General features: G+C 72.8%; 28 protein-coding genes. 15 read left to right on the plus strand and 13 right to left on the minus strand.

Features of this window, described 5'->3' with window-relative positions:
• Positions 1-3: 3 nt before the first annotated feature.
• Both LL648_RS20545 and LL648_RS20550 read right to left on the minus strand, forming a co-directional pair.
• The gene (locus tag LL648_RS20545) at positions 4-939 is read right to left on the minus strand and encodes a nucleoside hydrolase (protein ID WP_232664245.1); all 936 of its coding nucleotides are present in this window, start codon (positions 937-939) and stop codon (positions 4-6) included.
• A complete protein-coding gene (locus LL648_RS20550; protein WP_232664246.1) occupies positions 936-1,772 on the minus strand; it encodes a ribokinase in 837 nt (278 codons plus the stop codon). The genes LL648_RS20545 and LL648_RS20550 overlap by 4 nt, the downstream gene beginning before the upstream one ends.
• Positions 1,773-1,831: 59 nt before the next feature.
• Between LL648_RS20550 and LL648_RS20555 the strand changes: the two genes are divergently transcribed.
• Positions 1,832-2,593, plus strand: coding sequence for an acyltransferase (locus tag LL648_RS20555; RefSeq protein WP_232664247.1), 762 nt, complete (start codon positions 1,832-1,834; stop codon positions 2,591-2,593).
• A gap of 95 nt (positions 2,594-2,688) precedes the next feature.
• Complete coding sequence (locus tag LL648_RS20560; protein ID WP_232664248.1) at positions 2,689-2,847, plus strand: hypothetical protein; 159 nt, start codon at positions 2,689-2,691, stop codon at positions 2,845-2,847.
• On the opposite strand, the gene LL648_RS20565 is transcribed toward LL648_RS20560, so the two are convergent.
• Positions 2,844-4,109 (minus strand): glycosyltransferase family 4 protein, encoded by a 1,266-nt coding sequence (locus LL648_RS20565; protein WP_232664249.1) that lies wholly within the window; start codon positions 4,107-4,109, stop codon positions 2,844-2,846. The two genes, LL648_RS20560 and LL648_RS20565, sit on opposite strands and share 4 nt — an antisense overlap.
• 10 nt (positions 4,110-4,119) lie before the next feature.
• Positions 4,120-4,725, minus strand: coding sequence for a TetR/AcrR family transcriptional regulator (locus LL648_RS20570; protein WP_232664250.1), 606 nt, complete (start codon positions 4,723-4,725; stop codon positions 4,120-4,122).
• An 86-nt stretch (positions 4,726-4,811) separates the two neighbouring features.
• On the opposite strand from LL648_RS20570, the gene LL648_RS20575 reads away from it, so the two are divergent.
• On the plus strand, positions 4,812-5,888 hold the full coding sequence (locus LL648_RS20575; RefSeq protein WP_232664251.1) for a Gfo/Idh/MocA family protein: 1,077 nt from the start codon (positions 4,812-4,814) through the stop codon (positions 5,886-5,888).
• A 70-nt stretch (positions 5,889-5,958) separates the two neighbouring features.
• Here LL648_RS20575 and LL648_RS20580 read toward each other — a convergent pair whose 3' ends face one another.
• Together LL648_RS20580 and LL648_RS20585 are read right to left on the minus strand one after the other, a co-directional pair.
• Positions 5,959-7,437, minus strand: coding sequence for a 1,4-alpha-glucan branching protein domain-containing protein (locus LL648_RS20580; protein ID WP_232664252.1), 1,479 nt, complete (start codon positions 7,435-7,437; stop codon positions 5,959-5,961).
• Positions 7,434-8,201: a class I SAM-dependent methyltransferase gene (locus LL648_RS20585; protein WP_232664253.1), complete on the minus strand. Its 768-nt coding sequence runs from the start codon at positions 8,199-8,201 to the stop codon at positions 7,434-7,436. The genes LL648_RS20580 and LL648_RS20585 overlap by 4 nt, the downstream gene beginning before the upstream one ends.
• A gap of 39 nt (positions 8,202-8,240) precedes the next feature.
• On the opposite strand from LL648_RS20585, the gene LL648_RS20590 reads away from it, so the two are divergent.
• Positions 8,241-9,272: an FAD-dependent oxidoreductase gene (locus LL648_RS20590; RefSeq protein ID WP_232664254.1), complete on the plus strand. Its 1,032-nt coding sequence runs from the start codon at positions 8,241-8,243 to the stop codon at positions 9,270-9,272.
• A gap of 381 nt (positions 9,273-9,653) precedes the next feature.
• Here the strand turns inward: LL648_RS20590 and LL648_RS20595 are convergent, their stop codons facing one another.
• A complete protein-coding gene (locus tag LL648_RS20595) occupies positions 9,654-10,193 on the minus strand; it encodes a CGNR zinc finger domain-containing protein (RefSeq protein WP_232664255.1) in 540 nt (179 codons plus the stop codon).
• Between the two features lie 39 nt (positions 10,194-10,232).
• On the opposite strand from LL648_RS20595, the gene LL648_RS20600 reads away from it, so the two are divergent.
• Both LL648_RS20600 and LL648_RS20605 read left to right on the plus strand, forming a co-directional pair.
• Positions 10,233-11,177: an EamA family transporter gene (locus LL648_RS20600; protein ID WP_232664256.1), complete on the plus strand. Its 945-nt coding sequence runs from the start codon at positions 10,233-10,235 to the stop codon at positions 11,175-11,177.
• A 345-nt stretch (positions 11,178-11,522) separates the two neighbouring features.
• Entirely contained in the window at positions 11,523-12,530 is a 1,008-nt protein-coding gene (locus tag LL648_RS20605) for a TIGR03557 family F420-dependent LLM class oxidoreductase (RefSeq protein ID WP_232664257.1), read from the plus strand.
• Between the two features lie 3 nt (positions 12,531-12,533).
• Here the strand turns inward: LL648_RS20605 and LL648_RS20610 are convergent, their stop codons facing one another.
• The gene (locus LL648_RS20610; RefSeq protein WP_232664258.1) at positions 12,534-13,508 is read right to left on the minus strand and encodes an ABC transporter substrate-binding protein; all 975 of its coding nucleotides are present in this window, start codon (positions 13,506-13,508) and stop codon (positions 12,534-12,536) included.
• Positions 13,509-13,597: 89 nt separating this feature from the next.
• Here LL648_RS20610 and LL648_RS20615 point away from each other — a divergent pair, with 89 nt between their 5' ends.
• On the plus strand, positions 13,598-14,179 hold the full coding sequence (locus LL648_RS20615) for a TetR/AcrR family transcriptional regulator (RefSeq protein WP_232664259.1): 582 nt from the start codon (positions 13,598-13,600) through the stop codon (positions 14,177-14,179).
• 72 nt (positions 14,180-14,251) lie between these two features.
• Complete coding sequence (locus LL648_RS20620) at positions 14,252-15,418, plus strand: MFS transporter (protein WP_232664260.1); 1,167 nt, start codon at positions 14,252-14,254, stop codon at positions 15,416-15,418.
• Positions 15,419-15,625: 207 nt separating this feature from the next.
• Here the strand turns inward: LL648_RS20620 and LL648_RS20625 are convergent, their stop codons facing one another.
• Genes LL648_RS20625 through LL648_RS20635 form a run of 3 tightly spaced genes read right to left on the minus strand, consistent with a single transcriptional unit; the run spans position 15,626 to position 17,618 of the window.
• Entirely contained in the window at positions 15,626-16,195 is a 570-nt protein-coding gene (locus LL648_RS20625; protein WP_232664261.1) for a DinB family protein, read from the minus strand.
• Positions 16,196-16,235: 40 nt separating this feature from the next.
• Positions 16,236-16,772, minus strand: coding sequence for a bifunctional nuclease family protein (locus tag LL648_RS20630; protein WP_232664262.1), 537 nt, complete (start codon positions 16,770-16,772; stop codon positions 16,236-16,238).
• A gap of 51 nt (positions 16,773-16,823) precedes the next feature.
• Entirely contained in the window at positions 16,824-17,618 is a 795-nt protein-coding gene (locus tag LL648_RS20635) for a DUF1206 domain-containing protein (RefSeq protein ID WP_232664263.1), read from the minus strand.
• 62 nt (positions 17,619-17,680) lie between these two features.
• On the opposite strand from LL648_RS20635, the gene LL648_RS20640 reads away from it, so the two are divergent.
• The 3 genes from LL648_RS20640 (at position 17,681) to LL648_RS20650 (ending at position 19,645) form a co-directional block, all read left to right on the plus strand.
• Positions 17,681-18,070, plus strand: coding sequence for an NUDIX domain-containing protein (locus tag LL648_RS20640; RefSeq protein WP_232664264.1), 390 nt, complete (start codon positions 17,681-17,683; stop codon positions 18,068-18,070).
• Between the two features lie 121 nt (positions 18,071-18,191).
• Positions 18,192-18,695, plus strand: coding sequence for a MarR family winged helix-turn-helix transcriptional regulator (locus LL648_RS20645; RefSeq protein ID WP_232664265.1), 504 nt, complete (start codon positions 18,192-18,194; stop codon positions 18,693-18,695).
• The gene (locus LL648_RS20650; protein WP_232664266.1) at positions 18,692-19,645 is read left to right on the plus strand and encodes a DMT family transporter; all 954 of its coding nucleotides are present in this window, start codon (positions 18,692-18,694) and stop codon (positions 19,643-19,645) included. The genes LL648_RS20645 and LL648_RS20650 overlap by 4 nt, the downstream gene beginning before the upstream one ends.
• Here LL648_RS20650 and LL648_RS45275 read toward each other — a convergent pair.
• Complete coding sequence (locus LL648_RS45275; protein WP_232664267.1) at positions 19,619-21,073, minus strand: sensor histidine kinase; 1,455 nt, start codon at positions 21,071-21,073, stop codon at positions 19,619-19,621. The two genes, LL648_RS20650 and LL648_RS45275, sit on opposite strands and share 27 nt — an antisense overlap.
• A complete protein-coding gene (locus LL648_RS20660; protein ID WP_232664268.1) occupies positions 21,049-21,753 on the minus strand; it encodes a response regulator transcription factor in 705 nt (234 codons plus the stop codon). Before LL648_RS20660 ends, LL648_RS45275 begins: the two co-directional genes overlap by 25 nt.
• 167 nt (positions 21,754-21,920) lie before the next feature.
• Between LL648_RS20660 and LL648_RS20665 the strand changes: the two genes are divergently transcribed.
• From LL648_RS20665 to LL648_RS20680, 4 genes are read left to right on the plus strand one after another with little or no spacing between them, the layout of a single operon-like run.
• Positions 21,921-23,108, plus strand: a complete 1,188-nt coding sequence (locus LL648_RS20665) for an ABC transporter ATP-binding protein (protein WP_232664269.1) — start codon at positions 21,921-21,923, stop codon at positions 23,106-23,108.
• Between the two features lie 10 nt (positions 23,109-23,118).
• Positions 23,119-24,420: an ABC transporter substrate-binding protein gene (locus LL648_RS20670; protein WP_232664270.1), complete on the plus strand. Its 1,302-nt coding sequence runs from the start codon at positions 23,119-23,121 to the stop codon at positions 24,418-24,420.
• A gap of 3 nt (positions 24,421-24,423) precedes the next feature.
• Positions 24,424-25,761, plus strand: a complete 1,338-nt coding sequence (locus tag LL648_RS20675; protein WP_232664271.1) for a carbohydrate ABC transporter permease — start codon at positions 24,424-24,426, stop codon at positions 25,759-25,761.
• Positions 25,758-26,690 carry a carbohydrate ABC transporter permease gene (locus LL648_RS20680; protein WP_232664272.1) on the plus strand — a complete coding sequence of 311 codons (933 nt, stop codon included), beginning with the start codon at positions 25,758-25,760 and terminating at the stop codon, positions 26,688-26,690. The genes LL648_RS20675 and LL648_RS20680 overlap by 4 nt, the downstream gene beginning before the upstream one ends.
• The last annotated feature ends 4 nt before the right edge of the window (positions 26,691-26,694 follow it).

The following is a 26,694-nucleotide window of genomic DNA, read 5'->3' on the forward strand; positions in this document are numbered from 1 at the left end:
CGGCTACCCGAGCGTGCGGAGCCGGGTGAGGATCTCGGCCAGTACCGCGTCGGTGTCGGCGTCCAGGGCCACGCCGACGTGCGGCCCCGCTCCGCCCGCGACGGTTGCGCCGCGCGCCGGTCCCAGGTCGCAGGCCACCCGGATCGCCATCGACGTCGGGGTGAGCGTCCCGGGCAGGATCGCCTCGAGCACGGCCACGGCGTCGTGCACGGCGACGGCGTCGATCCCGTATCGCGTCCGGAACGCCGTCCGGTAGTGCGTGATCACCTGCGCGAGCGCCTCACCGCGTGGGCCGCCCGCGGCGAGCGCCCCGATCCACTCCGGGCCCGCCGGGCAGCTCATCGTCAGGTCCAGCGGCACCATCGTGACAGGCACGTCCGCCTGCGTCAGGACGCGGTGCGCCGCCTCGGGGTCGCAGTGGGCGTTGAACTCCGCCACACCCGTCGTGTTGCCGGCGCCGAGCGAGCCGCCCATCCACACGATCCGGCGGATGCGCGGCGCGAGCTCCGGGTGCACGGCGAGCAGCAGCGCGATGTTCGTCAGCGGCCCGATCGGCGCGATCGTCACCGGCTCCGCCGACTCGCGCAGCACGGCGGCCAGCACGGCGACGGCGCCACGCGGGTCGGGCTCCGCGCCCGGCTCCGGCAACTCGCTCGCCCGGCCGCCCAGTCCGTCGTCGCCGTGCCACGCCTCGGCCCGTTCGGCTTGCGGGTGCACCAGCGGGCGGGCCGCGCCCGCCGCGACCGGCACGTCGTCGCGCCCGGCGAGTGCGAGCACCCGCCGCGCGTTCGCCGTCGTGTTCGGCAGCGGGACGTTGCCGAAGACGGTCGTGACGGCACGCAGATCGACCTCCGGCGACGCCGCCGCCAGCATGATCGCGACGGCGTCGTCGACGCCCGGGTCGGTGTCGATGACCAGCGGTATCACAGCTCGGCTCACAGCATTCCTTCCAGTTCGGCCGCCGTCGGGAGCGACGGCTGCGCGCCGCGGCGGGATACCGTCAGCGCACCTGCGGCACACGCGTAGCGCAGCGCGTCGGCGTCGGACCGTCCGGCGAGCAGCGCGACGGTCAGCGCCGCGGTGAAGCTGTCGCCGGCGCCCGTCCCGTCGACGACGGTGGTCGGCGGCGGCTCGGCGCGGGCCACCTCGACACCGCCACGGCGCAGCACCGCGCCCTCCCCGCCGTAGGTGACGGCGACGGCACCAGCGGCGTCGAGCCCGTCGAGCGCGGCGAACTCGGCGCGGTTGACCACCACGAGGTCGAGCCGTCGCAACACCCCGGGATCGACCGGACGGGACGGCGCCGCGTTCAGCACGCGGAACCCGGGTGCGTGCTCGGCGACCACGGCGACGGTCTCGTCGGGCACCTCCAGCACCGTCAGGACGGCGTCGGCGCCCGCGAGATCGGCCGGTTCGACCGCCGGCCGGGCGTTCGCGCCGGCCGCGACGATGATCGTCGTCTCGCCCTCCGCGTCGACCGTGATCAGCGCGTGGCCGGTCGGCAGCTCGGGGTCGACGCGGACGGCGGTCAGGTCGACGCCCTCCGCGCGCAGCATCGCCAGCGCCTCGTCCGCCGCGGTGTCCTTGCCGACCGCGGCGACCATCGTGACGTCGGCGCCGAGCCTGCGCGCCGCGAGCGCCTGGTTCGCGCCCTTGCCGCCGGGGACCCTGCGCAGCGCGCCCGCGGCCAGCGTCTCACCGGGCTCGGGGAGGCGGTCCACCTCCGCTGTCAGGTCGAGGTTCACGCTTCCGACGACGACGATCCGGGGCACCTCCGCACGATGGCCGATCATGACCCGGCGGGCAAGCGCGCGGTCGTTATGGTTCGGGGATGACGAGCATGTGGGGGTCGCCGATGCGGGACCGCTGGGGTCGCGCGCTGCGGCGCGACCCGGCCCAGGCCCGTTTCCTGACCATCGCCTCGCTGCGGTGGGTGCTGCGCAACCGCGCGTACACGCCCTGGTACCTCGTGCGGTACGCCCGCCTGCTGCGGTTCCGCCTCACCAACCCGCACGTCGTGCTGCGCGGGATGGTGTTCCTCGGCAAGCGCGTCGAGCTGCACGCGCGCGCCGGCTACGGACGGCTGGAGATCGGCCGGTGGGTGCACATCGGCGACGGCAACTCGCTGCGCTGCCACGAGGGCTCGCTGCGGATCGGCGACAAGGTCGTGTTCGGCAAGGACAACACGGTGAACTGCTACCTCGACGTCGAGATCGGCGCGGCGACGATCATCGCCGACTGGGTGTACGTCACCGACTTCGACCACCGCATCGCCGACGTGCACATCCCGATCAAGGACCAGGGCATCGTCAAGACGCCCGTGCGGATCGGGCCGGACTGCTGGGTCGGCACCAAGGTCTCGGTGCTGCGCGGCACGCGGGTCGGGCGCGGCTCGGTGCTCGGCGCGCACGCCGTTGCGCGTGGCGAGATCCCCGAGTACTCGATCGCCGTGGGCGCCCCGGCGCGGGTCGTGCGCAACCGGCTGGCCGACTACGAGGCCGCCACGGAGCAGCGTGCGGCACTTGCGGACATCGCGAACAAGACCGCCGCGGCAGTCCAACGCAGGCTCGAAAAGGACCTTAACTCTTTCTGAATCGATGTGAGCTGTATCAGATCCGGAAACACAGACTCGGGTTCGTACGTTCAACTGTATGAGAGCGTCCCGCCGCCCGAGAGGAAGTCCGCGCCATGAACGACGCAACGGTCCGCCGGCTCCAGGCACTGGAGGCCCGCTACACCGCCGCCGTCAACGATGCCGTCGCCGAGGACCGCGACGACCTGGTGCTCGAGCTCGTCGCCGAGTACCCCGATGCCGCGCTCGCCGCGATGCGTGAGGACGCCGCCTAGCTGTCTTGCGAACGCCCGAAGACGTTGCCCGTCGGGATCTTGGGTCGCCCGAGCTCGACGGGTCCGCCGGCGCACGCCGACGCGTAGAGCGTCGCAGTCCGCGCCGCGATGCGAGTCCAGTCGAAGTCCTCGCCGAGCCGGCTCCGCGCCGCTCCGGCCCGCCGCGCCGCCGCCTTCGGGTCGTCGAGCACCCGCGTGATCGCCGCGGCCAGCGCCGGCACGTCTCCTGGTGGGAACGACAGCCCGGTCTTCCCGTCGACCACAACCTCCCCGAGCCCGCCGGCCGTCGAGGCGACGAGCGGCGCCCGCGCGGCAGCTGCCTCCAGCGCCACGATCCCGAACGGTTCGTAGCGACTCGGCAGCACCACCGCGTCGGCCGCGGCGAGCGCGGCGGCGAGGTCGGCGTCGGGCAGGTGCCCGAGGAACGTGACGCTGCGCCGCACCCGGTGCGAGCGCGCGGCCGCCACCAGCATCTCCGTCGCCGTTCCGGTCCCGGCGACCAGCAGCTTCGCGCCCGGGTGCGCGCGACGGACCCGCGGCAGCGCCGCGATGAGGTCCTGCACGCCCTTCTCGTACTCGAGCCTGCCGAAGTAGAGCAGCATCGGCGCGCCCGAGGGTGAGTGCCGCTCGCGGGCCGCCGCGACGCGCTGCGGGCCGACGCGCCACGCGCGCGGTGAGATGCCGTTGTGCACCACGGTGATCGGGGCGGGGTCGAGCTCGAACAACTCCGCGACCTCGTCGCGCATGGCAGCCGAGCAGGTGATCAGCGTGTCGGCGCGGTGCGCGAGCCACCACTCGACCGAATGCACCTGCTGGCTCAGTCGCGAGGAGAGCCAGCCCGCGTAGCGGCCGGCCTCCGTGGCGTGGAAGGTCGCCACGAGCGGGACGCCGAACACGTCGGCGAGCGCGATCGCGGGGTGTGCGACCAGCCAGTCGTGCGCGTGCACGACGTCCGGGCGCCAGTCATCGAGCCTGGTCAGCGCCGCGCGCAGCAGTGCGTGGCCCATACCGAGGGTCCAGGTGACCATGTCGCGCTCGAACTCGAAGTGGCCGGGATCCTCGGCGACGGCGAGCACGCGGACGCCCTCCACGACCTCGTCGACGGTCGGGTGGGTGGCCGCGTCCGTCCCGGTCGACCTGCGCGAGAGCACGACGACGTCATGGCCACCGGCGGCGAGCTGCGTCGCGAGCGCATGCACGTGCCGCCCCAGCCCGCCGACGACGACCGGGGGGTACTCCCACGACACCATCAGCACCCGCACGAGGGGGAACTTACCCGCCGGTAGGGCCGGGACGTGCGGCGAGACCGTCGAGCACGACCCGCACGCTGCGTCGCCACTGCTCGTTGTCAGGCGTTGCGGCCGGCGAGAGCCCGATCGTGTGGTCCACGGTCGTCCCGGCGAGCAGGAACGCGACGTCCTCCCACGTCACATCGGCGCGCAAAGCGCCGTGCCGCTGCGCGCGTTCGACGAGCTTGCGGATGCCGTCGCGCACCTGGTCGAGGGGCAGCTCGACGGTCGCGCGGCCGGCGAGGGCGTTGTTCACCCCGCAGCTCACCGCGCGCAGCTGGACGAACGCCGTGGCGAACCCGGTGAAGCCGGCCCACGGATCGGGCTCGTCGAGCGCCTCGGCGGCGAGCCGCAGGCCCTCCTCGATGGACTCCAGCAGTATCGCCGCGAGCAGGTCGTCGCGGGAGCTCAGTCGCCGGTAGAAGGTGCCGATGCCGACCCCGGCGCGCTGCGCGATCTCGTGCGCGGTGACACCCGTCCCGATCTCGGCCACGGCCTCGCGGGCAGCCGCGACCAGCCGTTCGACGTTCCGGTGGGCGTCGGCGCGCGGGGTGGGGCCGCTGGCCAGCAGCCGGTCGACGGCGGTCATGGGCACACGGTAGCAAGCGGACCTACGAAGTCCGGTTATGCTGGCCGGGCAAGCGGACGGTGTGCGTCCGCTTCCGGGGGAGTGTCATGATCAAGGTCGGGGTCGTCGGAGCCAGCCCGGAACGCAGCTGGGCGGCGGTGGCACACGTCCCAGCGCTGCTGGCCGATCCGCGGTTCGCGCTCACCGCCGTCGCGACGAGCCGGGAGGAAAGCGCGCGGCGTGCCGCGGCGGAGTTCGGGGCGGCGCACTGGTTCACCGATGCCCGCGAGCTGGCCGCGCATCCGGACGTCGACCTGGTGGCGATCACCGTGAAGGTGCCGATGCACGCCGAGCTGATCACCGCGGTGCTCGACGCCGGGAAGCACGTGCTCAGCGAGTGGCCGCTCGCGCTCGACACGGCCGAGGCCGAGTCGCTCACCGCCGCGGCGCGCGGCGTGAACGCCGCGGTCGGGCTGCAGGCCCGGTTCGCGCCCGCCGTCGTGCGGGCGGCCGAGCTGGTCGCCGAGGGCTTCGTCGGGCGCGTGACCTCGGTGAACGTCACCGCCGGGCGGGCGAAGGGTGCGGGCGGCGCGATCCCCGCGTGGGCTGCGTACACGATGGACCGGTCCAACGGCGCCGGGCTGGTGGAGGTGCTCGGCGGGCACATCCTCGACGCCGTGCAGCAGATCGTCGGGCCGATCGTCGACGTCGCGGCGGGCCTGTCGGTGCAGCACCCGGACTTCACGGTGATCGAGACCGGCGCGCCCGGCACGGCGACCAGCCCGGACGCGATGGTGCTCGCCGGGCGGACAAGTGGTGGCGCCGCGTTCGCCGCCTCCATCGTCGACGCCGTGCCGGCCGACCCGGGCACGCGCATCGACGTCGTCGGGACCGGCGGCCGCCTCGCGGTGGTATCCGCGCCGACCGACCCGCGGCTGGCCCAGATCCAGATCGGCGGGCTGAAGCTGCTCGGGATCCGGGCCGGTGAGGGGGAGTGGACCGAGCTGGTCGATCCCGGTGCCGTCGGCCCGCACACCAACGTCGCCGCCCTCTACGCCCAGCTCGCCGACGACATCGAGACCGGCGGCAGCGCGACGCCCGACTTCGCGGCCGCGGTGCGGTTGCACCGCCTCCTCGACGCGGTCAGGGCATCCGCGGCCGACGGCACCCGGCGCACCGTCTGAAAGTTCCCCACCGTTTTGCCTACTTGCGCGCCGAATTGCCCGTGCAGGTTGGCAAAACGGTGGGGAACTTCTATGCCAGGCCGCGGGCGTCGACGGTGCCGAACGGCGTGGCCGGCCATTGTGCGATCCGGCGTGTCGCCGCGGTGCGGCGCCCGGCACGCAGGAGCGTGGCCAGCTCCGCGACGTGCTGGGCGTGGCCGTGGGCGCGCTCGCGGGCGTAGCCGGCAGCGGAGTCCTTGCTGACCATGAACGCCCAGTCGCTGGAGAGCGCGAGCAGCGCCTCCTGCGCGAGCGCGTCGCGCAGCGGGTCGCGGGCTGCGCCCGGCGCAACGCTGCTCAGCAGGGTCTTCTGCACCTGCTCGTTCAGCCCGACGATGTCGGCGACCTGTTCGCCCGCCCACACCCGCCAGTCCTTGCCCGATCCCCATGACGACTCCGGGATGTCGACCGGGCCGCCGACCAGCCCGGCGTCCACCGCGCCGCGCAGGCTGGTCACCCGGACCCCGGCCGCGGGCAGCAGGCGCAGGACGGCGTCGAGCCAGGCGGGCCCCTCGTGCCACCAGTGCCCGAAGAGCTCCGTGTCGAACGCCGCGACGGTCAGCGCCGGGCGGCCGAGCCGTTCCTGCAGGTCCACGAGCCGCGAGCGGACGACTGCGACGAAGTCGGCGGCGTCGCGCCGGACGGCCGCGGCCGCGCGCTGCGGGTCGTACGGCCGCTTGCGCTCCGGTGCGACCGACCGGCCGGTGACCCGCGCCGGCTTGAGCCCGGAGGGGTGGTCGTACGTGTGGAAGTCGCGGTAGTCGCGCCCGCCCGGGTATCCCGAGCGCGGCGACCAGACCCGGTAGGTGACGTCGAGGTCGCGCCCGAACGCGACGACGTCCGAGGAGCCGACCGTGCGGGCGAGCGCGGTCTCGCCGCGCAGTGCCGGGCCGTCGACGAGGAAGCGCCGCACGCCCGCGGCCGCGTACCCGTCCTCCATGCCGGGCGCGTAGCCGCACTCCGGCGCCCAGATCCCCGCCGGGCGGGTGCCGAGCCGCACGGTCGTGTCGACCAGCCCCGTCTCCAGCGCGAACGCACGCACCTCCGGCTGCAGCAGCGGGCCGAACGCGTGTGTTGCCGGCCCGCCGAGCAGCTCGACCGCGCCCGCGTCGGAGAGCCCTCGCAGTACCGGTGACGCGCCGTGGCGCCACCCGCGCTCGAACGACTCCAGCGCGGTCGCGGCCTGCCGGTGCTCGTAGGCGGCGAGGTCGGGCAGGCGGGCCGCGGCGTCGTGCGCGCGCAGCATCCAGCCGCCGAGCCAGTGGTGCATCCCGTCGAGGCAGTGCGGGTCGTCGAGCTGCGCGGCGAGCACGGGCGTGACGCCGAGCGTCAACAGGTCCCGCCTGCCCTCCTCGGCGAGGCGCGAGACGACCTCGACGACCGGGAGGTAGGCGTGCGCCCACGACTGGTAGAGCCACTCCTCGCCGACCGGCCACCGCCCGTGGTGGGCCAGCCACGGCAGGTGGCTGTGCAGGACGAGGCAGAACGTGCCGACCGTCGAGTCGCTCACGGCCGGGTGGCCAGCACGAGCAGGTCGAGGCTCGCGTCCACATCGGCGGGCGACAGCTCGAAGTCGGCGCAGGTCACCGACTCGACGTCGGCCAGCAGGCGGGCCGGCCACGCCGTGCCGGCGACGGCGAGGCGCACCTGGGTGTCGACGAGCGAGCCGCCGTGCGCGGCGTCGAGCGCCCGCAGCCGCGGGCCGTGGTGCAGCCCCAGCACCTGCACGGAGGTGAAGCCGGCGTCGTCGACGATGGCGGCCAGCTCCGCGCCGGAGAGCTCGCGGGTGTGGAACGGGTTGAGCGGGGTGTCGCGGCCGGGGGAGAACGTGATCCGGTTCGGCGTCGAGAGCAGCAGCTCGCCGCCGGGGCGCAGCACCCGCAGGCACTCGCGCAGGAACTGCTCCTGCTCCCACAGGTGCTCGACGACCTGCAACGACACCACCGCGTCGCACACGGCGTCGGCGATTGGCAGCGCAACGAGGTTGGCCCGCGCGACCGCCACCCGCGGGTAGCGGGAGTGCACGTGTGCAGCGGTCGTCGGGTCGTAGTCGAGCGCGAGCACCCGGCGGGCTCCCTCGGCGAGCAGGTCGGCACCGTACCCCTCGCCGCAACCGGCCTCCAGCACCACCGCGCCGGCGCACCGCGGCGCGACGGCCCGGTAGACGACCTCGTGGCGGCGGAACCAGTAGTTCTCCTCCGGGATGCCCGGCACGGTCCGCTCGCCGGTCAACGGCAGGTGGGCGCTCACGCCCGCGACGGTGTCAGACAGCATGGTGATGGTCCACATCAGGTCGATATCGTCACGCGTGTGATGCCTGTGACGCATGTGGTCGGTGCCGGGATTGCGGGCACGGCGGTGGCGCTGGGGTTGCACGCGAACGGCGCCGAGGTCGTCGTGCACGAGGCCGGCGCGGAGGGCGACGCGGATGCCGGCGCGTTCCTCGCTGTTGCCGAGAACGGGATGGCGGCTCTTGCGCGCCTCGATGCCGACGCGGCCGTGCGTGACGCGAGCGAGCCGCTGCGCCAGCTGCTGCTCAGCGCCGCCGACGGGACCGAGATCGCCAGCAGGCCGCTGGGCAGCGCGGACGGGCCGGGGTACCGGTACCTGACCCGCGCGGCGCTCTGTGCCGTGCTGTGCGCCGAGGCGCAGCGCCGGGGGATCGAGATCCGATACGGCGAGCGGCTCAGTGCCGCCGAGACGACGCCCGAGGAGGTCCGCCTCACGTTCGGCAGCGGCGCCGTCGCGACCGGCGAGCTGCTGGTCGGTGCCGACGGGGTGCGCTCGGCCGTCCGGACGATGATCGACCCGGCGGCCGCGCCGCCCCGCTACGTCGGCCACCGCGTGTACTACGGGTACTCCGACGCCGTCGGCGAGCCGGTCGACCGCATCCACTTCGTCCGGGAAGCGGCGGCCACCTTCGGCGCCATCGCGACCGAGCGCGAGGGCACGTGGTGGTTCGCCCGCGCGTTCGGCCCCGCGCTCGGGCGCGCGGAACTGGCCGCCGCAACGACCCGGTCGATCGTCGCCGAGCTCACCGAGCTGCTGTCGGTCGGACGGCTCCCGTCGGCGATCGTCTCGGCGTCGCGCCGTGCGCTGGTCACCAACGCATACGACCTCGCGAACGTCCGGATGTGGCACCGCGACCGGATGATCGTCATCGGCGACGCCGCGCACGCCGCGTCGCCCGCCACCGGCCAGGGCGCGTCGATGGCGCTGGAGGACGCGGTCGCGCTGGCCGAGGCGCTGCGCGACGGGCCCGACCTCGCCACCGCGTTCGCGAGCTACGAGCTGGCCCGTCGCGAGCGGGTGGAGGCGAACACGGCGGCCAGTGCCAGTATGTGAGGGGACGGCCCGCGCGTCGTGCCGGGAAAGTGGCTGTCAGGTGGATCGCCGCAGCCACCGCGGTGGACCGGCACCCCGGGATCCAGGCACTGGCTGATCGGGAGTGTGCTCAGGGCTGTCGCGGCAGCCCTGGGCACACTCAACTCACGATCCCGCCCGCTCGGCGACCGCCGGGATGTGCGCGAACGGCACTTTCAGGCCAACCTATCGTTCGAAAGTGCCGTTCGCGCAGCTCACGCCCCGGGTTGGGGAGGGCAGGAAAGCCACTTTCCTGCCCTGTGAGGGCCGGAAAGTGGCTTTCCTGCCCTCGCGTGCGCAACGCACACACCCCGGCCGGCCACCACAGCCCCGCCCCTGGCCGCGGGGTTGGTCGTGATCCGGCTACGAGCCCGACTTGCGCGCCCGGTAGGCGGCCACTGCGGCCCGGTTGCCGCACGTCGTGCTGCAGAAGCGACGTGACCGGTTGCGGGAGAGGTCGACGACGAGCCCGTCGCAGGTCTCGTCGGCGCACACGGAGAGCCGGCTCATCTCGTCGGTGCGGATCACGTCGACCATCGCCATGGCGGTCTCGACGGCGATCCGGTCGGTGAAAGGCGCGTCCTCGTGGACGGCGTGCAGGTGGTAGTCGAACGCGTCGTGCCGCACGAGCTGCGGGACGACGGCGTCGAGCTCGGCGAGGATCTTGTTCACGATCACGACGGCCTCGTCGCGGCTGCTGGTCAGCAGCGCGCGGATCGGGGCGCGCAGCGCGCGGACGGCGTCGAGCTCGGCCTGGTCGCGCGTCCTGGAGCCGGTGTAGCCGTGCGTGACGTAGAAGGTTTCGAGGTCCGCGAGCGTGGTCATGGTGTCGGGTTCGACCGCTGAGTTCACGAGCGCGACGGCAGCAAGCAACGACGCGTTGGTGTCATGAGCGAATGCCACATTGACATCTTACACGCACGCCGCATAACGTCATGAGCCATGGCGACAGTTACTCATGACACGGCGATTCCGGCTCCCAGCAGGCTCACAGCGGGGCTCGGGTTCGCCGTGCTGGCCGCGGGGTCCTTCGGCCTCTCGGGGACGCTGGCGCGCGGGCTCATGGACGCCGGGTGGACCGCGGCCGCCGCGGTCACCGTGCGGATCGTGCTGGGCGCGCTGCTGCTCGTCCCGATCGCCGTGGTGCAGCTGCGCGGCCGGTGGGGGCTGGTGCGCCGCAACCTCGCGCTGATCGTCGCCTACGGGCTGATCGCCGTCGCCGGGTGCCAGCTCGCGTACTTCAACGCCGTCTCGCACATGCAGGTCGGGGTCGCGCTGCTGATCGAGTTCACCGCGCCCGTCGCCATCGTGGGCTGGCTCTGGGCCCGCCAGGACCAGCGGCCCGGTGTGCTGACGCTCGTCGGCGCCGCCTTCGGGCTCGTGGGGCTCTTCCTCGTGCTCGACCTGCTCTCCGGTGCGGAGGTCAGCGTCGTCGGGATCCTCTGGGCGCTCGCCGCCATGGTCGGCGCCGCGACCTACTTCGTGCTCTCCTCCCACGAGGACAACGGGCTGCCGGGCAGCGTCCTGGCCGCCGGTGGGCTGCTCGTCGGCGGGGTCGCGTTGTCGTTGGCCGGCGCGGTCGGCATCCTGCCGTTCACCGCGACAACGGCGCCGGTCGTGTTCCAGGGGTTCACCGTCGACTGGTGGGTGCCGGTGCTCACGCTCGGCCTCGTCTCCACCGCGCTGGCGTACGTCGCGGGCATCGCGGCGTCGAGGCGGCTCGGGTCGCGGCTCGGGTCGTTCTTCGCGCTGCTGGAGGTGCTCGCCGCGCTGGTGTTCGCCTGGGTGCTGCTGGGGCAGGTACCGGCGGTGGTCCAGGTGGTCGGCGGGGCGCTGATCCTGGCCGGTGTGATTTTCGTGAAGCTGGGCGAACCCCGGGCAGCGTGACGTCCAGGCGCCGCAACCGGTGTTGCCAGGGAAGTCCGCCATGCCCTTCGGATCCACTGGTCTACGGCGAGCCGGTGAGCGCTGGACGGTCTCCCGCCCGCGTGCCCCGGGTGTACGCGGGATGGGTGCGAGACGCACACGTTGCCGGGAAAGCCACGTTCCCGGCCCCACGCGCCGGGAAAGTGGCTTTCCAGGCACACGCCCGTCCGCTGGCCGGGCCCCGCCCGGCACGGATCACATCCCTTGTGGCGGCCCGGCGGGCCGTGGCGGACTCTCCTGAACCTCCGGCGGAGCCGGAGGCCACTGGCGTGGTGTCCGCGCGGGTGTTGCGGGGTAGCCGTGCGCATGACGGCATTCGGCTACACCCTGCTGTGCGAGCAGCGCGGGCCCCGTGAGCTCGTGCAGGACGCGGTCGCCGCCGAGCGGGCGGGCTTCGACTTCGAGGTGATGAGCGACCACTACTTCCCATGGCTCGACGAGATGGGGCATTCCCCGTACGCGTGGAGCGTGCTCGGCGCGGTGGCGACGGCCACCGAGCGGGTCGGGCTCATGACCTACGTGACCTGCCCGATCATCCGCTACCACCCCGCCGTCGTGGCGCAGAAGGCCGCGACGATCGGGCTGCTCTCCGAAGGCCGGTTCACGCTCGGCCTGGGTGCGGGCGAGAACCTCAACGAGCACGTCGTCGGGCGCGGCTGGCCGCCGGTCAACGTCCGGCACGAGATGCTCGCCGAGGCCGTGCCGATCATCAGGGCGCTGCTCGACGGCGGCTACGTCAACTACGTGGGTGAGCACTTCAGGGTCGACTCGGCGAAGCTGTGGGACCGGCCGGCCGAGGGTGTGCCGATCGCGGTCGCGGTCTCCGGTGAGCAGTCGGTGGAGACGTTCGGGCCGGTCAGCGACGCGATGGTGGCCGTGGAGCCGGACGCGGAGCTGCGCAGCGCCTTCACCAAGGCGGCTAGGTACGACGTGCCGGCGATCGGCCAGCAACCGATCAGTTGGGGGCACGACGTCGACACGGCGGCGGAGCGGGCGCACGAGCTGTTCCGCTGGTTCGCCGGCGGCTGGAAGGTCAACGCGGAGCTGCCGGGCCCGTCCGCCTTCGCGGCGGCGACGCAGGCGGTGCGCACCGAGGACGTGCGCGCGGCACTGCCCTGCGGGCCCGACGTCACGGCGCACGTCGATGCAGTGCGCCCGTTCGTCGACGCCGGCTACTCCCACGTCGCGCTGGCCCAGATCGGCGGCGAGACGCAGGTGGAGTTCCTCGAGTTCGCCGCTGCGCAGCTGCTGCCCGCGCTGCGGGAGGAGTTCGGGGAACCCAAGGACGCGCAGATCAAGCTGCGGCCCCGCTGAGGGCTACTCCTTCGGCACGTCGTAGGTCGTCGCGATGTCGTCGAGGATCACGTGGGCGCCCTGCAGGCCCACGGCGGTCATCCAGGTGAGGTCCTGGACGGTCTGGAGCTTGCCCTTCAGGGTGCCCCAGAGCGGGTTGGACCGGAACTGCTCGGCCTGCTTCGCCGACTCGCCCTTCTCGTCGTTCCAGGTGGCGACGAAGATGTTGTCGGCGTCGAGCGCGCCGATCTGCTCGGGGCTGAGGTTGGCGCTGATCTTGCCGGCCTCGACGCCCGTCGCGGTCGGGTTGAGCGCGAACCCGGCGTCGGTGAGCACGGTCCCGGAGAACGACGTCGGCGAGTAGAGCCGGACGGTCGGTTCACCGGCGAACCGTACGACGGAGATCGTCGGGTTGCGGCCCAGCTTCGCCCGGACGGCGTCGCCGATGCGGCGGGCCCGCTGCTCGTAGGCGGCGATCTTCGCGTCGGCCATCTCGGGCCGGCCCAGCGCCCGGCCCAGCAGCCGGATGTTCTCCTTCCACGTCGGGCCCGTCGTTGCGCTGAACACCGTCGGTGCGATGCCCTGCAGCTGCGCGTGCTGCTGCTCGTGGCGGACCTTCGCCGAGACGATCAGGTCGGGGTCGGCCTGCGCGATCGCCTCGAGGCTCGGGTTGGAGAGCTCGCCGACGGACCGCGCGTCCTTGCCGTAGGTCTGCGCGTCGGGGCCGAGGTAGTCCGGCAGCTTGTCGCTGATCCCCCGGTACGCGGTGAAGGCGACGACCTGCGCCTCCAGCGCGATCGCGGCGTCGACGTAGCTGGCGTCCAGCGCCGCGACGCGCACCGGCTTCGTCGGGATCGTCACCTGCCCCATGGCGTCGCTGATCGTGATCGGGAACCCGTCGGCGGCAGCCGGCGCGGCAGCCTCGGGGGCCGTGCCGCATCCCGCCAGCCCGGCCAGCACCAGCCCCGCCGCCAACGCGGTGATCACCCGCCTCGCCATGGACCCTCCTTCGGTAAGCCTTACCTGGCTGCAGAGAGTAGCCGACACATTGTTGACTGATCTGTACAGAAGTGGTTAGCCTTCGTCACATGGGGCGGCCGAGGCAGTTCAGCGACACGGCCGTGCTCGACGCGGCGATGACCGTGTTCTGGGAGCGCGGCTACGAGGGTGCGTCGACACAGGAGCTGTGCGAGCGCACGGGCCTCGGTCGGGGCAGCCTCTACAACGCCTACGGCAGCAAGCACCGCCTCTACGAGCAGGCCATTCAGCGTTACGCCGCGACGGCGGGCGCGAGGCAGCTCCAGATGCTCGCCGAGCCGGCGGCGACGGTGAAGGGCGCGCTGCGTGAGCTGATGATCGGTGTGATCGACGCCGACCTCGCCGATCCGGGCCGCCGTGGCTGCCTCGCGCTCAACGCCGCGACGGAGGCGTGCGGCCGCACCGCCACTGTTGCCGCGCTCGTCCGGCGCCAGTTCGACGACCTCGAACAGGCGATCTGCCATCTCGTCACGGTCGGCCAGCGCACCGGCGAGCTGCGGACCGATCGGCCGCCGATGCAGGTCGCCCGCACCTTCCAGAGTGCCTACTACGGTCTGCGCGCGCTCGCGAAGGTCACCGCCGACCGGCAGGCGCTGCTGGACGTCGTCGAGGGTGCCGTCGCCGCACTCTGATCCGCCGGGGTGTAGCGGCCGGGTTGCGGTGCGCCCACATTGTGTACTGGTCAGTCAAGAAAAGGGGGAACAGTGTCCAGATCCGTGTTCGCGCTGATGGTGTGCGTCTTCGGCGTCACGACCGGCGAGTTCGTCATCGCCGGGCTGCTGCCGGACATCGCAGCGGGCCTCGCCGTCCCGATCCCCGCCGCGGGCCTGCTCGTCACGGCCTACGCGCTCGGGATGATCGTGGGCGGACCGCTGCTGACCATCTGGACGGCTTCCGCGTCGCGCAAGCCGCTGCTCGCCGTGCTGCTGGTCGTCGCCGTGGTCGGGAACCTCGCCTCGGCGTTCGCCCCGTCCTACCCGGTGCTGTTCGCGGCCCGGATCGCGACGGCGCTGGTCACGGCCACCTTCTTCGCGTCCGCGCTGGTGGTCGCGACCTCCACCGCGCCCGCGGGGAAGCAGGCATCGACGGTTGCGATGCTCGCGCTGGGCATGAACCTCGCGATGATCCTCGGCGCGCCGATCGGCACGGTGATCGGCGGCGCGTACGGCTGGCGGGCGACGTTCCTCGCGATCGCGGTCTGGTGCGTGCTGGGGCTGCTGCTCGTGCTGCGCACGGTGCCGGACGTCCCGCGGGCCGGCAGCGGCGGGTTCGCGCAGCTGGGTGTGCTCCGCTCGCGCGGGGTGCTGCTCGCGATCGCGGTCACCGCCGTCGGCAACGCCGGGCTGCTCGCGGTCTTCACCTACCTCGCGCCGTTGCTCGTCGACGTCAGCGGGTTCGCACCCGGCGCGGTCCCGCTGCTCCTGCTCGCCTACGGCGTCGGTGCGACGGTCGGCAACCTCGCCGGCGGGCGGCTCGCCGACCTGGCACCGCGGATCGCTCAGCCGGCACTGCTCGCCGCGCTCGCCGTCGCGCTGGTGGCGCTGTGGGCGGTCAGCGCGAACCGGCCGGCCACCGTGGGGCTCGTCGTGCTGGTCGGGGCGCTCGGGTTCGCGGTGGTCCCCGGCATGCAGACCCGCGTGCTGGCAGCGGCGAGCTCGGCGGTCGAGGCGGCGCCGACGCTGGCCATCGCCGTCAACGCCTCGGCCTACCAGCTGGCGGCCGCCTTCGCCGGCTGGTTCGGCGGCCTCGTCCTCGCCGCCGGCTGGGGCGCCGCGGCGATCGCGCTGGTCGCAGCGGCCGTCACGCTCGCCGGCGCGGCGCTGAGCACGGCCGGCCGCGCAACAAGTGAGTCGCCACTTCCAGCCCGGTGAGTTGTCACTTCTGGCACGGTGAGTCGCCACCTTCAGCACGGTGAGTCGCGCGCTTCGGCACGGTGAGTTGCGCGTTTCGGCACGGTGAGTTGCGCGTTTCGGCACGGTGCCGGCGTGCTGGAGGTGTCGACTCGCCGTGCTGGAGGTGTCGACTCGCCGTGCTGGAGGTGTCGACTCGCCGTGCTGGAGGTGTCGACTCACCTCGGGCTACTGGCCGACGCGGCCGTCGATGCGTTCCCTGAGGAAGTCGGCGTGCCCGCAATGGCGGGCGTACTCCTCGATCATGTGGACGAGCACGTCGCGCAGCGGGTCGCCGGCCTTGCCCGCGGCGCCGAGGTCGACCACCGTCTCGACGTAGCGCTCGGCGAACGCGATCTCCGCGTCCCATGCCGCGAACGCCTCGACGACGACGTCCGGGTCTCCGACCGCGCCGTTGATGTCGTTGTCGGGGTCGTCGTCGGTCCGGTACAGCCGCGGCACGTCCTCGCCGGCCATGCGGATGCGGAACCACGTCTGCTCGACGCCCGCCAGGTGGCGCACCAGCCCGAGCAGCGACAGGTTCGACGGCGGGACGGACCGGCGCGCCAACGCCTCGGCGTCGAGACCTGCGCACTTCATCCGCAGTGTCAGGCGGAAGTTGCGGAGGTAGCCGAGCAGGGTGTCGCGCTCGCCGACGAAGCCGCCGTCCGTGCGTGGGTCGTCCTGCGGCGCCACGAACATGTCCCACCAGCCGAACGTCCGCTCGAGGGGGCTGTCCGGCTCGGCGGTGTGCGACATGGTGTCAGGCAAGCCCGCGGCCGCCCGGCGTGCAACAGGTTTAGGTGCGCTCGTCCAGCTCGGCGCTGAACTGCGCGATCTCCGCCTCCGTGATCGGCGGCGCCCCGGTCTCGGGATCGGATTCCGGCTCGGGCGCCGCGTCGGTGGCTTCGGCGCCACCGGGTACGACGATCGTCAGGTCGAGCGCTTCCGCGATGTCGAGCAGGTCGTCGCTCGCTCTGATCGGCACCCCGTCGTGCAGGGCCACCGCGACGGCGTCGCTCACCCGGGCGGGGAACCGGGTGTCCTGGTCCAGCACTAGCTCCGCCTCGAGGCCGCCGTCCTGGGGTGCGTCGAGGTCGACGTGGTCGATGCGACGCCCGAGCGCGTCGACGATCAGCCCGACCAGCTCGTGCGTCGCCGGGCGCGGCGAGTGCCTGCCCTCCAGCTCGGACTCGATGGCGACGGCTTCCGGCAGGTCCAGCGCGACGGGCAGGATGCGGTTCGCCCCGCCGCGCTCCTGGATGAGCAGCACGGGAGTTCCGTGGAGCGCGTCGAGTGCGATGGCCATGACCTGGACCTCGGGCACGGTGCTCACCTGTCCTTCCCGTCTTAGGGGTAGCCGCGCTGGCTGATCGGAAACCTCCGATCACACCTCGTGCAGGACGGCGTCGAACAGCGCGAAGATCCCGTAGCAGGTCAGGCCCACCGCCACCGCCACGAGCGCAACCGGCCCGAACGGCTGGCCGGCGATCGTCTTGAGCGCGGCGTCGAGCCCCTCGGCCTGCTCGGGTCGGTAGGTGGTGCCGGCGGCGACGACCAGCCCGCCGATGACGGCGACGGCCACCCCTTTCGTGACGGCGCCGGCCTGGCCGAGCCGCTCGATGAACGTCCGCATCCGCGGCCCGACCGCGCGCATGTCCATGTCCGACTCGAACGACATGCGAGCGCCCTTCACGACCATCACCCCGCCGGTGACCAGCATCGCCACCCCGGCGGCCACGACGATCGCCGACCCGTACGGCAGCTGCAGCAGCTGCACGGTGACGCCGCTGCCGCCGGTCCCACCCGGCGCACCGGCCGCCACGCGCGCGGCCAGGAAGGTCAGCACGCCGTAGAGCACCACCTGGCCGGCCGCGAACAGCCGCTTGCCCACCCGCTGGGCCGTGCTCGACGCCGGCGGGTGCCGGCCGAACACCTCCGTGGCCCGCCAGCAGACGACGGCGGCGAACGCGCCGGTCAGCCCCCACAGCAGCACCCGCCCGAGCGGCTGCGCCGCGATCGCCTCCAGCGCTCCGGTCTGGTCGGCGCGCTGGTTGCGCCCGAACGCGACCTGCAGCGCGAGCCACGCCACCAGCAGGTGCATGAGCCCGTTCGCGACCAGTCCCGCCCGCGGCAGCAGGGTGGCGCTCGTGCCGTCCTCTCGTCGCAGCCGTCGGGGCACGGACAGTTGTTCCCCGGACGCCGTCCACCGACACCTCACATCCCGTGCGCCACGATCACCGCATGCCCGACCTCCACCTCGCATACGGCTGGGTCACCCGCGGCGACGCGGTGCTGTTCGTCCGGCGCGACCCCGCGGTGTTCCTCGGCGGCCGCTGGGAGCTGCCGGGCGGGACCATCGAGCCGGGGGAACCGCCGGAGCGCGCCGCGGTCCGCGAGATCGCGGAGGAGACCGGCCTCGCCGTCGCCGTCACGGGTGAGCGTTCGCGGCAGAGCTGGCCCGACCTCGGCGGGCGGCCGATGACGGTGCACGCGACCTTCTTCGACGTCGCCGAGCGTGAGCCCGACCGCGCGGTTGTGCTCCGCGCCGGCGAGCACGACGACCACACGTGGCGCACGCCGGCCGAGGCCGCTGCGCTCGACCTCGTCGACCACGTCCGCCGCGCACTCTGACCCGAACTTCCCCACCGTTTTGGGCACTTGCGCGCTGATTTGGCGCGCATCCACCCAAAACGGTGGGGAAGTTTGCGGCTTCGTTGAGTGATGACTGAGTCAGTCAGGTATTGTCGAGGACATGGATGACCGCTCCGCGAACCTCGTTGCCGCGATGGTGGTGGCGCTCGCCGACGCGCTGGAGGACGCCACCCGGCGGGCCGGCGTGCACGGGCCGAGCGGTGCCGCGGCGCTGGCGACGATCCACTACGTGCCCGGCTGCCGCGTCGACGAGCTGAGCAAGGTGCTGGGCATCACCGGCTCCGGAGGTGTGCGGCTCGTCGACCGGCTGGTCGCCGCCGGGCTGGTCGAACGGCGGCCCGGGCTCGACAAGCGCAGCGTCGCGCTGTGGCTCACCGGCGACGGCTCGACGGCCGCCGAGCGGGTCGTCGCCGAGCGCCGCGAGGTCCTGCGTGCCGCGCTCGCCCCGCTCGACGAGGAGGAGCAGCGGGCGCTCGCGGCGGTCGCGGAGCCGGTGCTGACGGCGCTGGCGACCGATCGTGCCCGCGCCGATCGGATCTGCCGCTTCTGCGATTACGCGGCCTGCCCGCAGGACCGTTGCCCGGTGGAGGTGGGTGTCTCATGAACGGCTGGTACTTCCGGTTCGTGCTGGTCGTGGCCGCGGTGGGCTGGGGCCTCGCGACCACCGCGACGAAGTTCGCGCTCGGCGGCTTCGGCCCGATGACGATGCTCGTGGTGAAGCTCGCCGCGGCGACGATCGTGCTGTGGGCCGTGCTGCTCATCCGTGGCCGGGCTGCTCCGAGCGAACGTCCGGCCCGGGACAGGCTGCGGTTCGCGCTGCTCGGGCTGTTCGAGCCCGCGCTGGCGTACGGCGGGCTCACCCTCGGCCTCACCTTCACGACGGCGGCGAACGCGTCGCTGCTCGGCGTCACGGAGTCGATCTTCGTGCTGGTCCTCGCCGCGATCTTCCTCGGCGAGCGCATCGGCGGCCGCGGCCTGCTCGGCCTGCTCCTCGCGGTCGCCGGCGTGCTCGCGCTGGGCGGGCACGACCTGCTCGGGGGCGGTGTCGGGTTCGCCGTCGGAGATCTCATCGTGGTGGCCGGCTCGGTCGCCGCGGCCGTCTACGTGACGCTCGCCGCGAAGGTCGCGCCGACGGTCGACCCGCTCACGATGACCACCTACCAGTTCACGTACGGCACGCTCTTCGTCGCTCCGCTGGGCCTGTGGTCGTGGCTGACGGGCCGCGAGCCGTTCCCGACGGCCGTCGCGCCGCAGTTCTGGCTCGCCGCGATCTTCGTCGGCGGGGTGTGCTTCGCGCTGAGCTTCCTGCTCTACAACAGCGCGATCCGGCACGTGCCGGCCGGGATGGCCGGCCTGATCCTCAACATGGTTCCGGTGATCGGCGTCCTCAGCGCCGTCGTGCTGCTGAGCGAGACGCTGACGGTGTGGCACATTGTCGGATCGGCACTGGTCGTGGTCGGGATCGTGCTCTTCCCCGCGACGAAGGACGAGCCGAGCGTCGAAACGACCGGGCCCGCCGGGACGCCGCTACCAGCCGCCGCCGGCCGGCGCTGACGCCGACGCCGGTGTCGACGCCGGGGCGGCGCTCGCCGTCGCGCGGCTCTCCCGCCGCAGCATCCGCCAGAGCCGCCACGCCCGCGGTTCGTGCGGGTCGTGGTGGTCGGCGCCGGTCTCGCCGAACCGCAGCCGGATGCGGGCACCGCCGAGCGCGGCTCGTTCGAGGTGGATCGTGCCGCCCGTCGCCTCGACGGCGTCGCGCGCGATGTCCAGCCCGAGTCCCGTCGAGCCGGCGCTGCTGTGCCCGCGCCGCAGTGCTGCCGCGGGGTTGACGATGCCCTGGCCGGCGTCGTCGACGACGAGGCTGATCCAGCCGGCGTGCCGCACCACCGACACGGCGAAGGCCGCCCCGGCCGGGGTGTGCCGGAAGATGTTGCCCATCAGCGCGTCGACGACCGCGGCGAGGTCGTCCTCCGGCAGCGCGATGCGCGCGGGCGGATCGGTCAGGGTGACCTCGCAGCTGCGGCCGCCGTGCTGGCCGAGCACCGACCAGAAGTCCATCCGGCGCCGCACCACCTCCACGACGTCGCAGACGGCGTCGGTCGGCTGCTCGACCGGGGTCGCCCTGATCAGCGCGTCGACGTCCTGGTCGAGCGACGCGACCGCGCGGCGCACCCGCTGCGCTGACGGGCTGTCGCCGATCGTCCCGACGTCGAGCGCGAGCGCCGTGAGCGGGGTGCGCAGCCGGTGCGAGAGGTCGGCGGCCATGCGCCGCTCGCGGGTGCGGGCGTCGTCGATGTGCTGGGCGACCGTGTCGATCGCCTCGGCCAGCGCCGCTGTCTCCGGGGTGGTCATCGGTCGGTACCGCGGCGGGTCGACCTTCCTGTCGCCGCTGTCGCCGCTGTCGCCGCTGTCGCCGCTGTCGCCGCTGTCGCCGTGCGCGATGGCGTGCGCCGTCGAGGTCAGCTCGGTGAGGTCGGTGACGGCAGGCCGCAGCGCCCTGACGCACAGGACCGCGCCGATCCCGGCGCCGACCGCACCCGCCGCGGCCAGCATCGCCGCGACGCCGAGCGTGCCGGCCCCGGGCCGCCAGCTCGGGACGAACGCCTCCACCACGGCCCGCCGCGCCCCGTCGATCGGGCGCACCAGCACCGTTCCGCCGTCGACCGCCAGCTCGACGGGCGTGGTCGCAGCCCGCACCGGCTCGGGCAGCGCAGCCGACCACGACGTCCCGACCGTCCGGCCGTCGACGTGCACCGCGAGCCTGCCCTCGCGCCCGGATCCGGTGCGGGCGATGCCACGGCGGAGCGCCTCGTCGTCACCCGTCACCTCGACGAGGCTGGTCACGGCCCCGATGTCGGCCTCGGCCCCGGCGCGGGCGGCAGCGTTGTCGCGGACGCCGTCGAGCACGAGCGCGGCGGCCACGGCGAACATGACGGCAGCTGCTGCCGTCGCGAGGATCAGGCGGAGGACGAGCTGTCGCACGGCTCCACCAGCTTGACGCCCACACCGCGCACGGTGTGCAGGTACTTCGGCGCCGACGCGCTCTCGCCGAGCTTGCGCCGCAGCCACGAGAGGTGCACGTCGATCGTCTGGTCGAGGCGGAGGTTCGGCTGCTTCCACACCTCGCGGCACAGCTCCGACTTCGACACGACCCGGCCGAGGTGCGTCGCGAGGTAGGCGAGCAGGTCGAACTCGCGTCGGGTGAGTGTCAGCGGCGTGCCGGCGAGTGTCGCCTCCCGGCGCGCGACGTCCACCTGCAGCTCGTCGATCCGCACGGGTGACTCGTCGGCCGGCTCCACGGTGCGTGAGCGACGCAGCACGGCGGCCACCCGAGCGGTGAGGTGCTCGGTGGAGAACGGCTTCACCAGGTAGTCGTCGGCGCCGGCGTTGAGCAGCCGGACGATCGTCGGCTCGTCGCGCCGCGCGGTCGCGATGATCACGGGGACGTCGGTGATGCCGCGGACCAGCCGCAGCGCCTCGAACCCGTCGAGGTCGGGCAGCCCGAGGTCGAGCACGACGAGGTCGACGTGGTCGTCGGTGATGGTGCGCAGCGCATCGAGCGCGCTCCCGACCGGCTGCACGACGTGCCCGTGGCTCCGCAGGGCGCCAGCCATCGCCGTGCGCACCGCGTGGTCGTCCTCGACCAGCAACACCAGGGACATGACGCAAAAGGTAGCGGACGGCGGCCGCGAAGGAGTGACGTAGCTTTCACCTTTCAGCCCGTACTGGCACCTCCTTAAGGCGCTGTTGAAGCAACACTGCCTAGGCTCGCGAAGATCTGCCGTGCCGGGCGTCACGCCCCGCGGCCATCGGTGGACGGAGTTTGGTCGTGGCTGGCATCGAGCTGGTGGGGGTCGGGAAGGTCTACGCGGACGGCACCCGTGCCGTCACCGACCTGTCGCTCGAGATCATGGACGGGGAGATCCTCGTGCTGGTCGGGCCCTCGGGATGCGGCAAGACGACGGCGCTTCGGATGGTCGCCGGCCTCGAGAAGATCACCGAGGGCGAAGTGCGCATCGGCGGCCGCGTCGTCAACGGCATGCCCGCCCGCGACCGGGACGTCGCGATGGTGTTCCAGTCGTACGCGCTCTACCCGCACCTGACGGTCTTCGACAACATCGCGTTCGGCCTGAGCCTGCGCAAGACGCCGAAGGCGCAGATCGAGCGCAAGGTCAACGAGGTGGCCGACGTGCTGGAGCTGGTGCCGCACCTGCACCGCAAGCCGCGGCACCTCTCCGGTGGGCAGCGGCAGCGGGTGGCGATGGGCCGGGCGATCGTGCGCGAGCCGCGTGCGTTCCTGATGGACGAGCCGCTCTCGAACCTCGACGCCAAGCTGCGCGTCCAGATGCGGGCGCAGATCGCGCGGATCCAGCGCGACCTCGGCGTCACCACCGTCTACGTGACGCACGACCAGACCGAGGCGATGACGCTCGGCGACCGGGTCGCGGTCATGCGCGCCGGGGTGCTCCAGCAGGTCGCGTCGCCGCAGGAGCTGTACGACAAGCCGGAGAACATCCTCGTCGCGGGGTTCATCGGCGCCCCGGGCATGAACATGATCGCGGCGGAGCTGACGATCGAGCCTGCCGGCGCGTCGATCACCTTCGGGCCGCACCGGCTGATCGTTCCGCCTGCCGTGATGCACGCCCGCCCCGCGCTGCGCTCGTACGACGGGCGGAAGGTGGTCGTCGGGATCCGCCCGGAGAACATGGAGGACGCCGAGGTCGTCGGCGCTTTCGACGGCGCGACGCTGCACTCGGTCGCCGACATCGTCGAGGCGATGGGCGCCGACGTGATGGTGCACTTCCCGATCGACGCCGAGCAGGTGACCACGGAGGACCAGGCAAAGCTCGACAGCGAGTCGGGCGCGGTGCGCACGCGGCGGGGCGCGACGGTGCTGGTCGGGCGGTTCAGCCCGCGCACGCGGGTCTACGAAGGCCAGTCGATCTCCGTCCGGGTCGACGTCGACAGCCTGCATTTCTTCGATCCCGAGACCGGGCTGGCGATCGGCGACTGGTGAGGAGACACCCATGCCGAAACACCCCGCCGTTGCTTGTGCCGCCTGCGCCGCCGTGGTGCTGCTGATGGTCGCCGGCTGCGCCGGTGGCGGTGAGGGCGGTGCCGCCGACGGTGATCTGAGCGGGCAGACCATCGAGGTCGCCGCGGTCTGGTCGGACCAGGAACAGGTGGCGTTCGAGAAGGTGCTCGACGCGTTCGAGCGCAAGACCGGCGCGACGGTCACCTACACGTCGGCGGGCGACGAGCTGCCGACCGTGCTGGCCACCCGGCTGGCCGGCGGCGCGCCGCCGGACGTCGCGGTGATCGCACAGCCCAACCTGGTCAAGACGCTGGCGAAGGAGGGCGCGCTGGTGCCGCTCAGCCAGGAGACCGCCCGGCTCGTCGAGGCCGACTTCGCGCCGTCGTGGAGGGACCTCGGGACCTACGACGGGCGGCTCTACGGAGTCGCGTTCAAGGCCGCCAACAAGTCGATCATGTGGTACGACGCCGACACGCTCGGCCCCGACTTCCGACCCCCGCTGCAGTGGGACGACTTCGTCGACGTGCTCCGCAACCGCGCCGACGTCGGGGAGACCCCGCTGGCCGTCGGCGGTGCGGACGGCTGGACCCTCACCGACTGGTTCGAGAACGTCTACCTGCAGACCGCGGGCCCGCAGATGTACGACGACCTCGCCGCGCACCGCATCCCGTGGACGCACCCTTCGGTGCGCACCGCTTTGCAGAAGCTGAACGAGGTGCTGCGGCCCGAGTTCATCCCCGGCGGGATCGCGAGCGCGCTGCAGACCGAGTTCACCGGCTCGGTCGTCAAGGTGTTCGGCGACCGGCCCTCCGCCGCGTTCGTCTACGAGGCCGACTTCGTCGCCGCGGCGATCAACAAGAGCACCTCGGCCGTCGTCGGCGAGGACGCGAAGCTCTTCCCGTTCCCGCAGATCGGCGACCAGGACTCGGTGGTGGGCGGCGGTGACACCGCGGTCGTGTTCAGCAACAAGCCGGCCGCGAGCGCGCTCGTCGAGTTCCTCGCGAGCGCGGAGGCGGCGTCGGTGTGGGTCGAGCAGGGCGGGTTCATCTCGCCGAACGAGCAGGTGCAGCTGTCCGACTACCCCGATGCGATCAGCCGCTCGATCGCCGAGGAGCTCAAGGGTGCGCGGACGCTGCGGTTCGACATGTCCGACCTGATGCCGACGGCGTTGGGCGGCACGAAGGGCGACGGGTTTTGGAAAGCCATGCAGGACCACCTCGCCGATCCGGCCGCGGTCGACGAGATCCTCGCCGCGCTCGAGGCCAAAGCCGCGACCGTCTACGCGGCGGGCTGAACGATGTCCGTGTTCAGCTCCCGCAAGAGCCACCCCTGGAACGACACCGAGGGTGACACCGAACCAGGTGGCAGCCCGCGGCTGGCGCTGTTGTTCCTCGCCCCGGCCTTGTTGCTGCTGCTGGTGTTCGTCGCCTACCCGACGGTCTACTCGATCGGGCGCAGCCTGTTCGACGCCCGCGGCACCGGCTTCGTCGGCCTCGGCAACTACGCCACTGCGCTGACGGACTCGCGCACGCTCGTCGCGCTGCGCAACACCGTGATCTGGGTGGTCGTCGCGCCGACGCTGGTGACGTCGGTCGGGCTCGTGCTCGCGGTGCTGACCGAACGGGTGCGGTGGGCTGCGGCGTTCCGGCTGGTGGTGTTCATGCCGTTGGCGATCTCGCTGGTGGCCTCGGGGATCATCTTCCGGCTGGTCTACGACGAGGACCCGGACCGCGGGCTCGTCAACGCCGTGCTGGTCGCGGGGCACGACCTCGTCGCGCCGTCGTCGCCGTACCCCGGGGTCCGCCCGCGCGACGGCGCGCTGGTCGAGCTGCCGGGCGGTGGGCTCGGCAGCGTCGGGCAGGTCGGCGCGCAGGACGTGCTCGCCGTGCCGCTGACCGGGTTCGCGCCGGACGCGCTGCCCGCCCAGGCCGCGCCCGCGGTGACGCCGGGCGCGGGCACCGGGCTGCGCGGGCTGGTGTGGCTCGATGCCGGGGCGGGCGCCGGCGGGGTGCCGGGCCGGGTGGACGGCGGTGAGCGCGGCATGCCCGGGGTGACCGTCGAGGTCCTGGCGGGCGACCAGGTGGTCACCACGACGACGACCGGCGACGACGGCCGCTTCACCGTTCCCGACCTCGCGCCAGGCAGCTACACCGTCCGGCTGCCGGCGACCAACTTCGCCGAGCCGTTCCGCGGGCTGACGTGGCTCGGGCCGGCGCTGATCACACCGGTGATCATCTCGGCTTGGCTGTGGATCATGGCGGGCTTCGCGATGACGCTCATCGCGGCGGGGCTCGCGGCGATCCCGCGCGACGCGTTGGAGGCCGCGCGGGTCGACGGCGCGACCGAGTGGCAGGTGTTCCGGCGTGTGACGGTGCCGCTGCTCTCGCCGGTGCTGCTCGTCGTCTTCGTGACCCTCGTGATCAACGTGCTCAAGGTGTTCGACCTGGTCTTCGTCATCGCGCCCGGGTCGGCGCAGGAGGACGCGAACGTGCTGGCGCTGCAGATCTGGCAGGTGGCGTTCGGGCCGGGCGGCGGTGACCAGGGCATCGGCAGCGCGCTGGCCGTGCTGCTCTTCCTGCTCGTGCTGCCCGCGATGGTGTTCAACATCCGGCGATTCCGGAGGGACCGCTCATGACATCCGTCGTCGGCGCCGAGCACCGGGGGCGGGAGGGGTCGGCGGAGCCGGTGCGCTCGCGGCGCGCCCCGCAGCGCCGGCCGCCGCTCGCGCCGCGGATCGTGCACCGGCTCGGCGGTCCGATGCTGCGGGTCGGGCTCGGGCTGGTCGCGGTGTTCTGGCTGATGCCGGTGTTCGGGCTGCTGGCGGCGTCGCTGCGGCCGGAGAGCAGCAACGCCGCCAGCGGTTGGTGGACGGTGCTCACGGCACCCGCTGAGCTGACGCTCGCCAACTACGCCGAGCTGCTCGCCGACGACGGGCTCGTCCGGTCCATCTGGAACACCCTGCTCATCGCCGTGCCGTCGACGGTGCTGGTGGTGGTGATCGGTTCGCTCGCGGCGTACGCGCTGGCGTGGGTCGAGTTCCCCGGCCGCGACTGGATCATGATCGGCGTCGTCGCGCTGCTCGTGGTGCCCGTCCAGGTCGCGCTCATCCCCGTCGCCAGGCTGCTCGGCGCGATCGGGCTCTACGGATCGATCGTCGGCGTCGTGATGTTCCACGTCGCGTTCGGGCTGCCGTTCGCGGTGTTCCTGCTGCGCAACTTCTTCGCCGGCATCCCGCGCGACCTGCTGGAGGCGGCGCGGATGGACGGCGGGCGCGAATGGCGGATCTTCTGGAAGGTCGTGCTGCCGATCGGGCAGCCGGCGATCGCGTCGCTCGCGATCTTCCAGTTCCTCTGGGTGTGGAACGACCTGCTCGTCGCCCTGGTGTTCGCCGACCAGAGCTCCGCGCCGATCACCGTCGCGCTGCGCGGGCAGCTGCGGCAGTTCGGCAGCAACATCGACGTGCTCGCGAGCGGCGCGTTCCTCTCGATGCTCGTGCCGCTCGTCGTGTTCTTCTCGTTCCAGCGCTACTTCGTGCAGAGCGTGCTGGCGGGCTCGACGAAGTAAAGTC

The sequence above is a fragment of the Pseudonocardia sp. TRM90224 genome (assembly GCF_021245725.1).
Lineage (GTDB): Bacteria > Actinomycetota > Actinomycetes > Mycobacteriales > Pseudonocardiaceae > Pseudonocardia.

What these genes read in the sequence shown, in the direction of transcription:
- LL648_RS20555 (WP_232664247.1), top strand. Translation starts at nt 1,832, where the DNA reads ATGACGAGCATGTGGGGGTCGCCGATGCGGGACCGCTGGGGTCGCGCG.
- LL648_RS20560 (WP_232664248.1), top strand. Translation starts at nt 2,689, where the DNA reads ATGAACGACGCAACGGTCCGCCGGCTCCAGGCACTGGAGGCCCGCTAC.
- LL648_RS20570 (WP_232664250.1), bottom strand. Translation starts at nt 4,725, where the DNA reads ATGACCGCCGTCGACCGGCTGCTGGCCAGCGGCCCCACCCCGCGCGCC.
- LL648_RS20575 (WP_232664251.1), top strand. Translation starts at nt 4,812, where the DNA reads ATGATCAAGGTCGGGGTCGTCGGAGCCAGCCCGGAACGCAGCTGGGCG.
- LL648_RS20585 (WP_232664253.1), bottom strand. Translation starts at nt 8,201, where the DNA reads ATGCTGTCTGACACCGTCGCGGGCGTGAGCGCCCACCTGCCGTTGACC.
- LL648_RS20590 (WP_232664254.1), top strand. Translation starts at nt 8,241, where the DNA reads ATGCCTGTGACGCATGTGGTCGGTGCCGGGATTGCGGGCACGGCGGTG.
- LL648_RS20600 (WP_232664256.1), top strand. Translation starts at nt 10,233, where the DNA reads ATGGCGACAGTTACTCATGACACGGCGATTCCGGCTCCCAGCAGGCTC.
- LL648_RS20605 (WP_232664257.1), top strand. Translation starts at nt 11,523, where the DNA reads ATGACGGCATTCGGCTACACCCTGCTGTGCGAGCAGCGCGGGCCCCGT.
- LL648_RS20610 (WP_232664258.1), bottom strand. Translation starts at nt 13,508, where the DNA reads ATGGCGAGGCGGGTGATCACCGCGTTGGCGGCGGGGCTGGTGCTGGCC.
- LL648_RS20615 (WP_232664259.1), top strand. Translation starts at nt 13,598, where the DNA reads ATGGGGCGGCCGAGGCAGTTCAGCGACACGGCCGTGCTCGACGCGGCG.
- LL648_RS20625 (WP_232664261.1), bottom strand. Translation starts at nt 16,195, where the DNA reads ATGTCGCACACCGCCGAGCCGGACAGCCCCCTCGAGCGGACGTTCGGC.
- LL648_RS20640 (WP_232664264.1), top strand. Translation starts at nt 17,681, where the DNA reads ATGCCCGACCTCCACCTCGCATACGGCTGGGTCACCCGCGGCGACGCG.
- LL648_RS20645 (WP_232664265.1), top strand. Translation starts at nt 18,192, where the DNA reads ATGGATGACCGCTCCGCGAACCTCGTTGCCGCGATGGTGGTGGCGCTC.
- LL648_RS20650 (WP_232664266.1), top strand. Translation starts at nt 18,692, where the DNA reads ATGAACGGCTGGTACTTCCGGTTCGTGCTGGTCGTGGCCGCGGTGGGC.
- LL648_RS20660 (WP_232664268.1), bottom strand. Translation starts at nt 21,753, where the DNA reads ATGTCCCTGGTGTTGCTGGTCGAGGACGACCACGCGGTGCGCACGGCG.
- LL648_RS20670 (WP_232664270.1), top strand. Translation starts at nt 23,119, where the DNA reads ATGCCGAAACACCCCGCCGTTGCTTGTGCCGCCTGCGCCGCCGTGGTG.
- LL648_RS20675 (WP_232664271.1), top strand. Translation starts at nt 24,424, where the DNA reads ATGTCCGTGTTCAGCTCCCGCAAGAGCCACCCCTGGAACGACACCGAG.
- LL648_RS20680 (WP_232664272.1), top strand. Translation starts at nt 25,758, where the DNA reads ATGACATCCGTCGTCGGCGCCGAGCACCGGGGGCGGGAGGGGTCGGCG.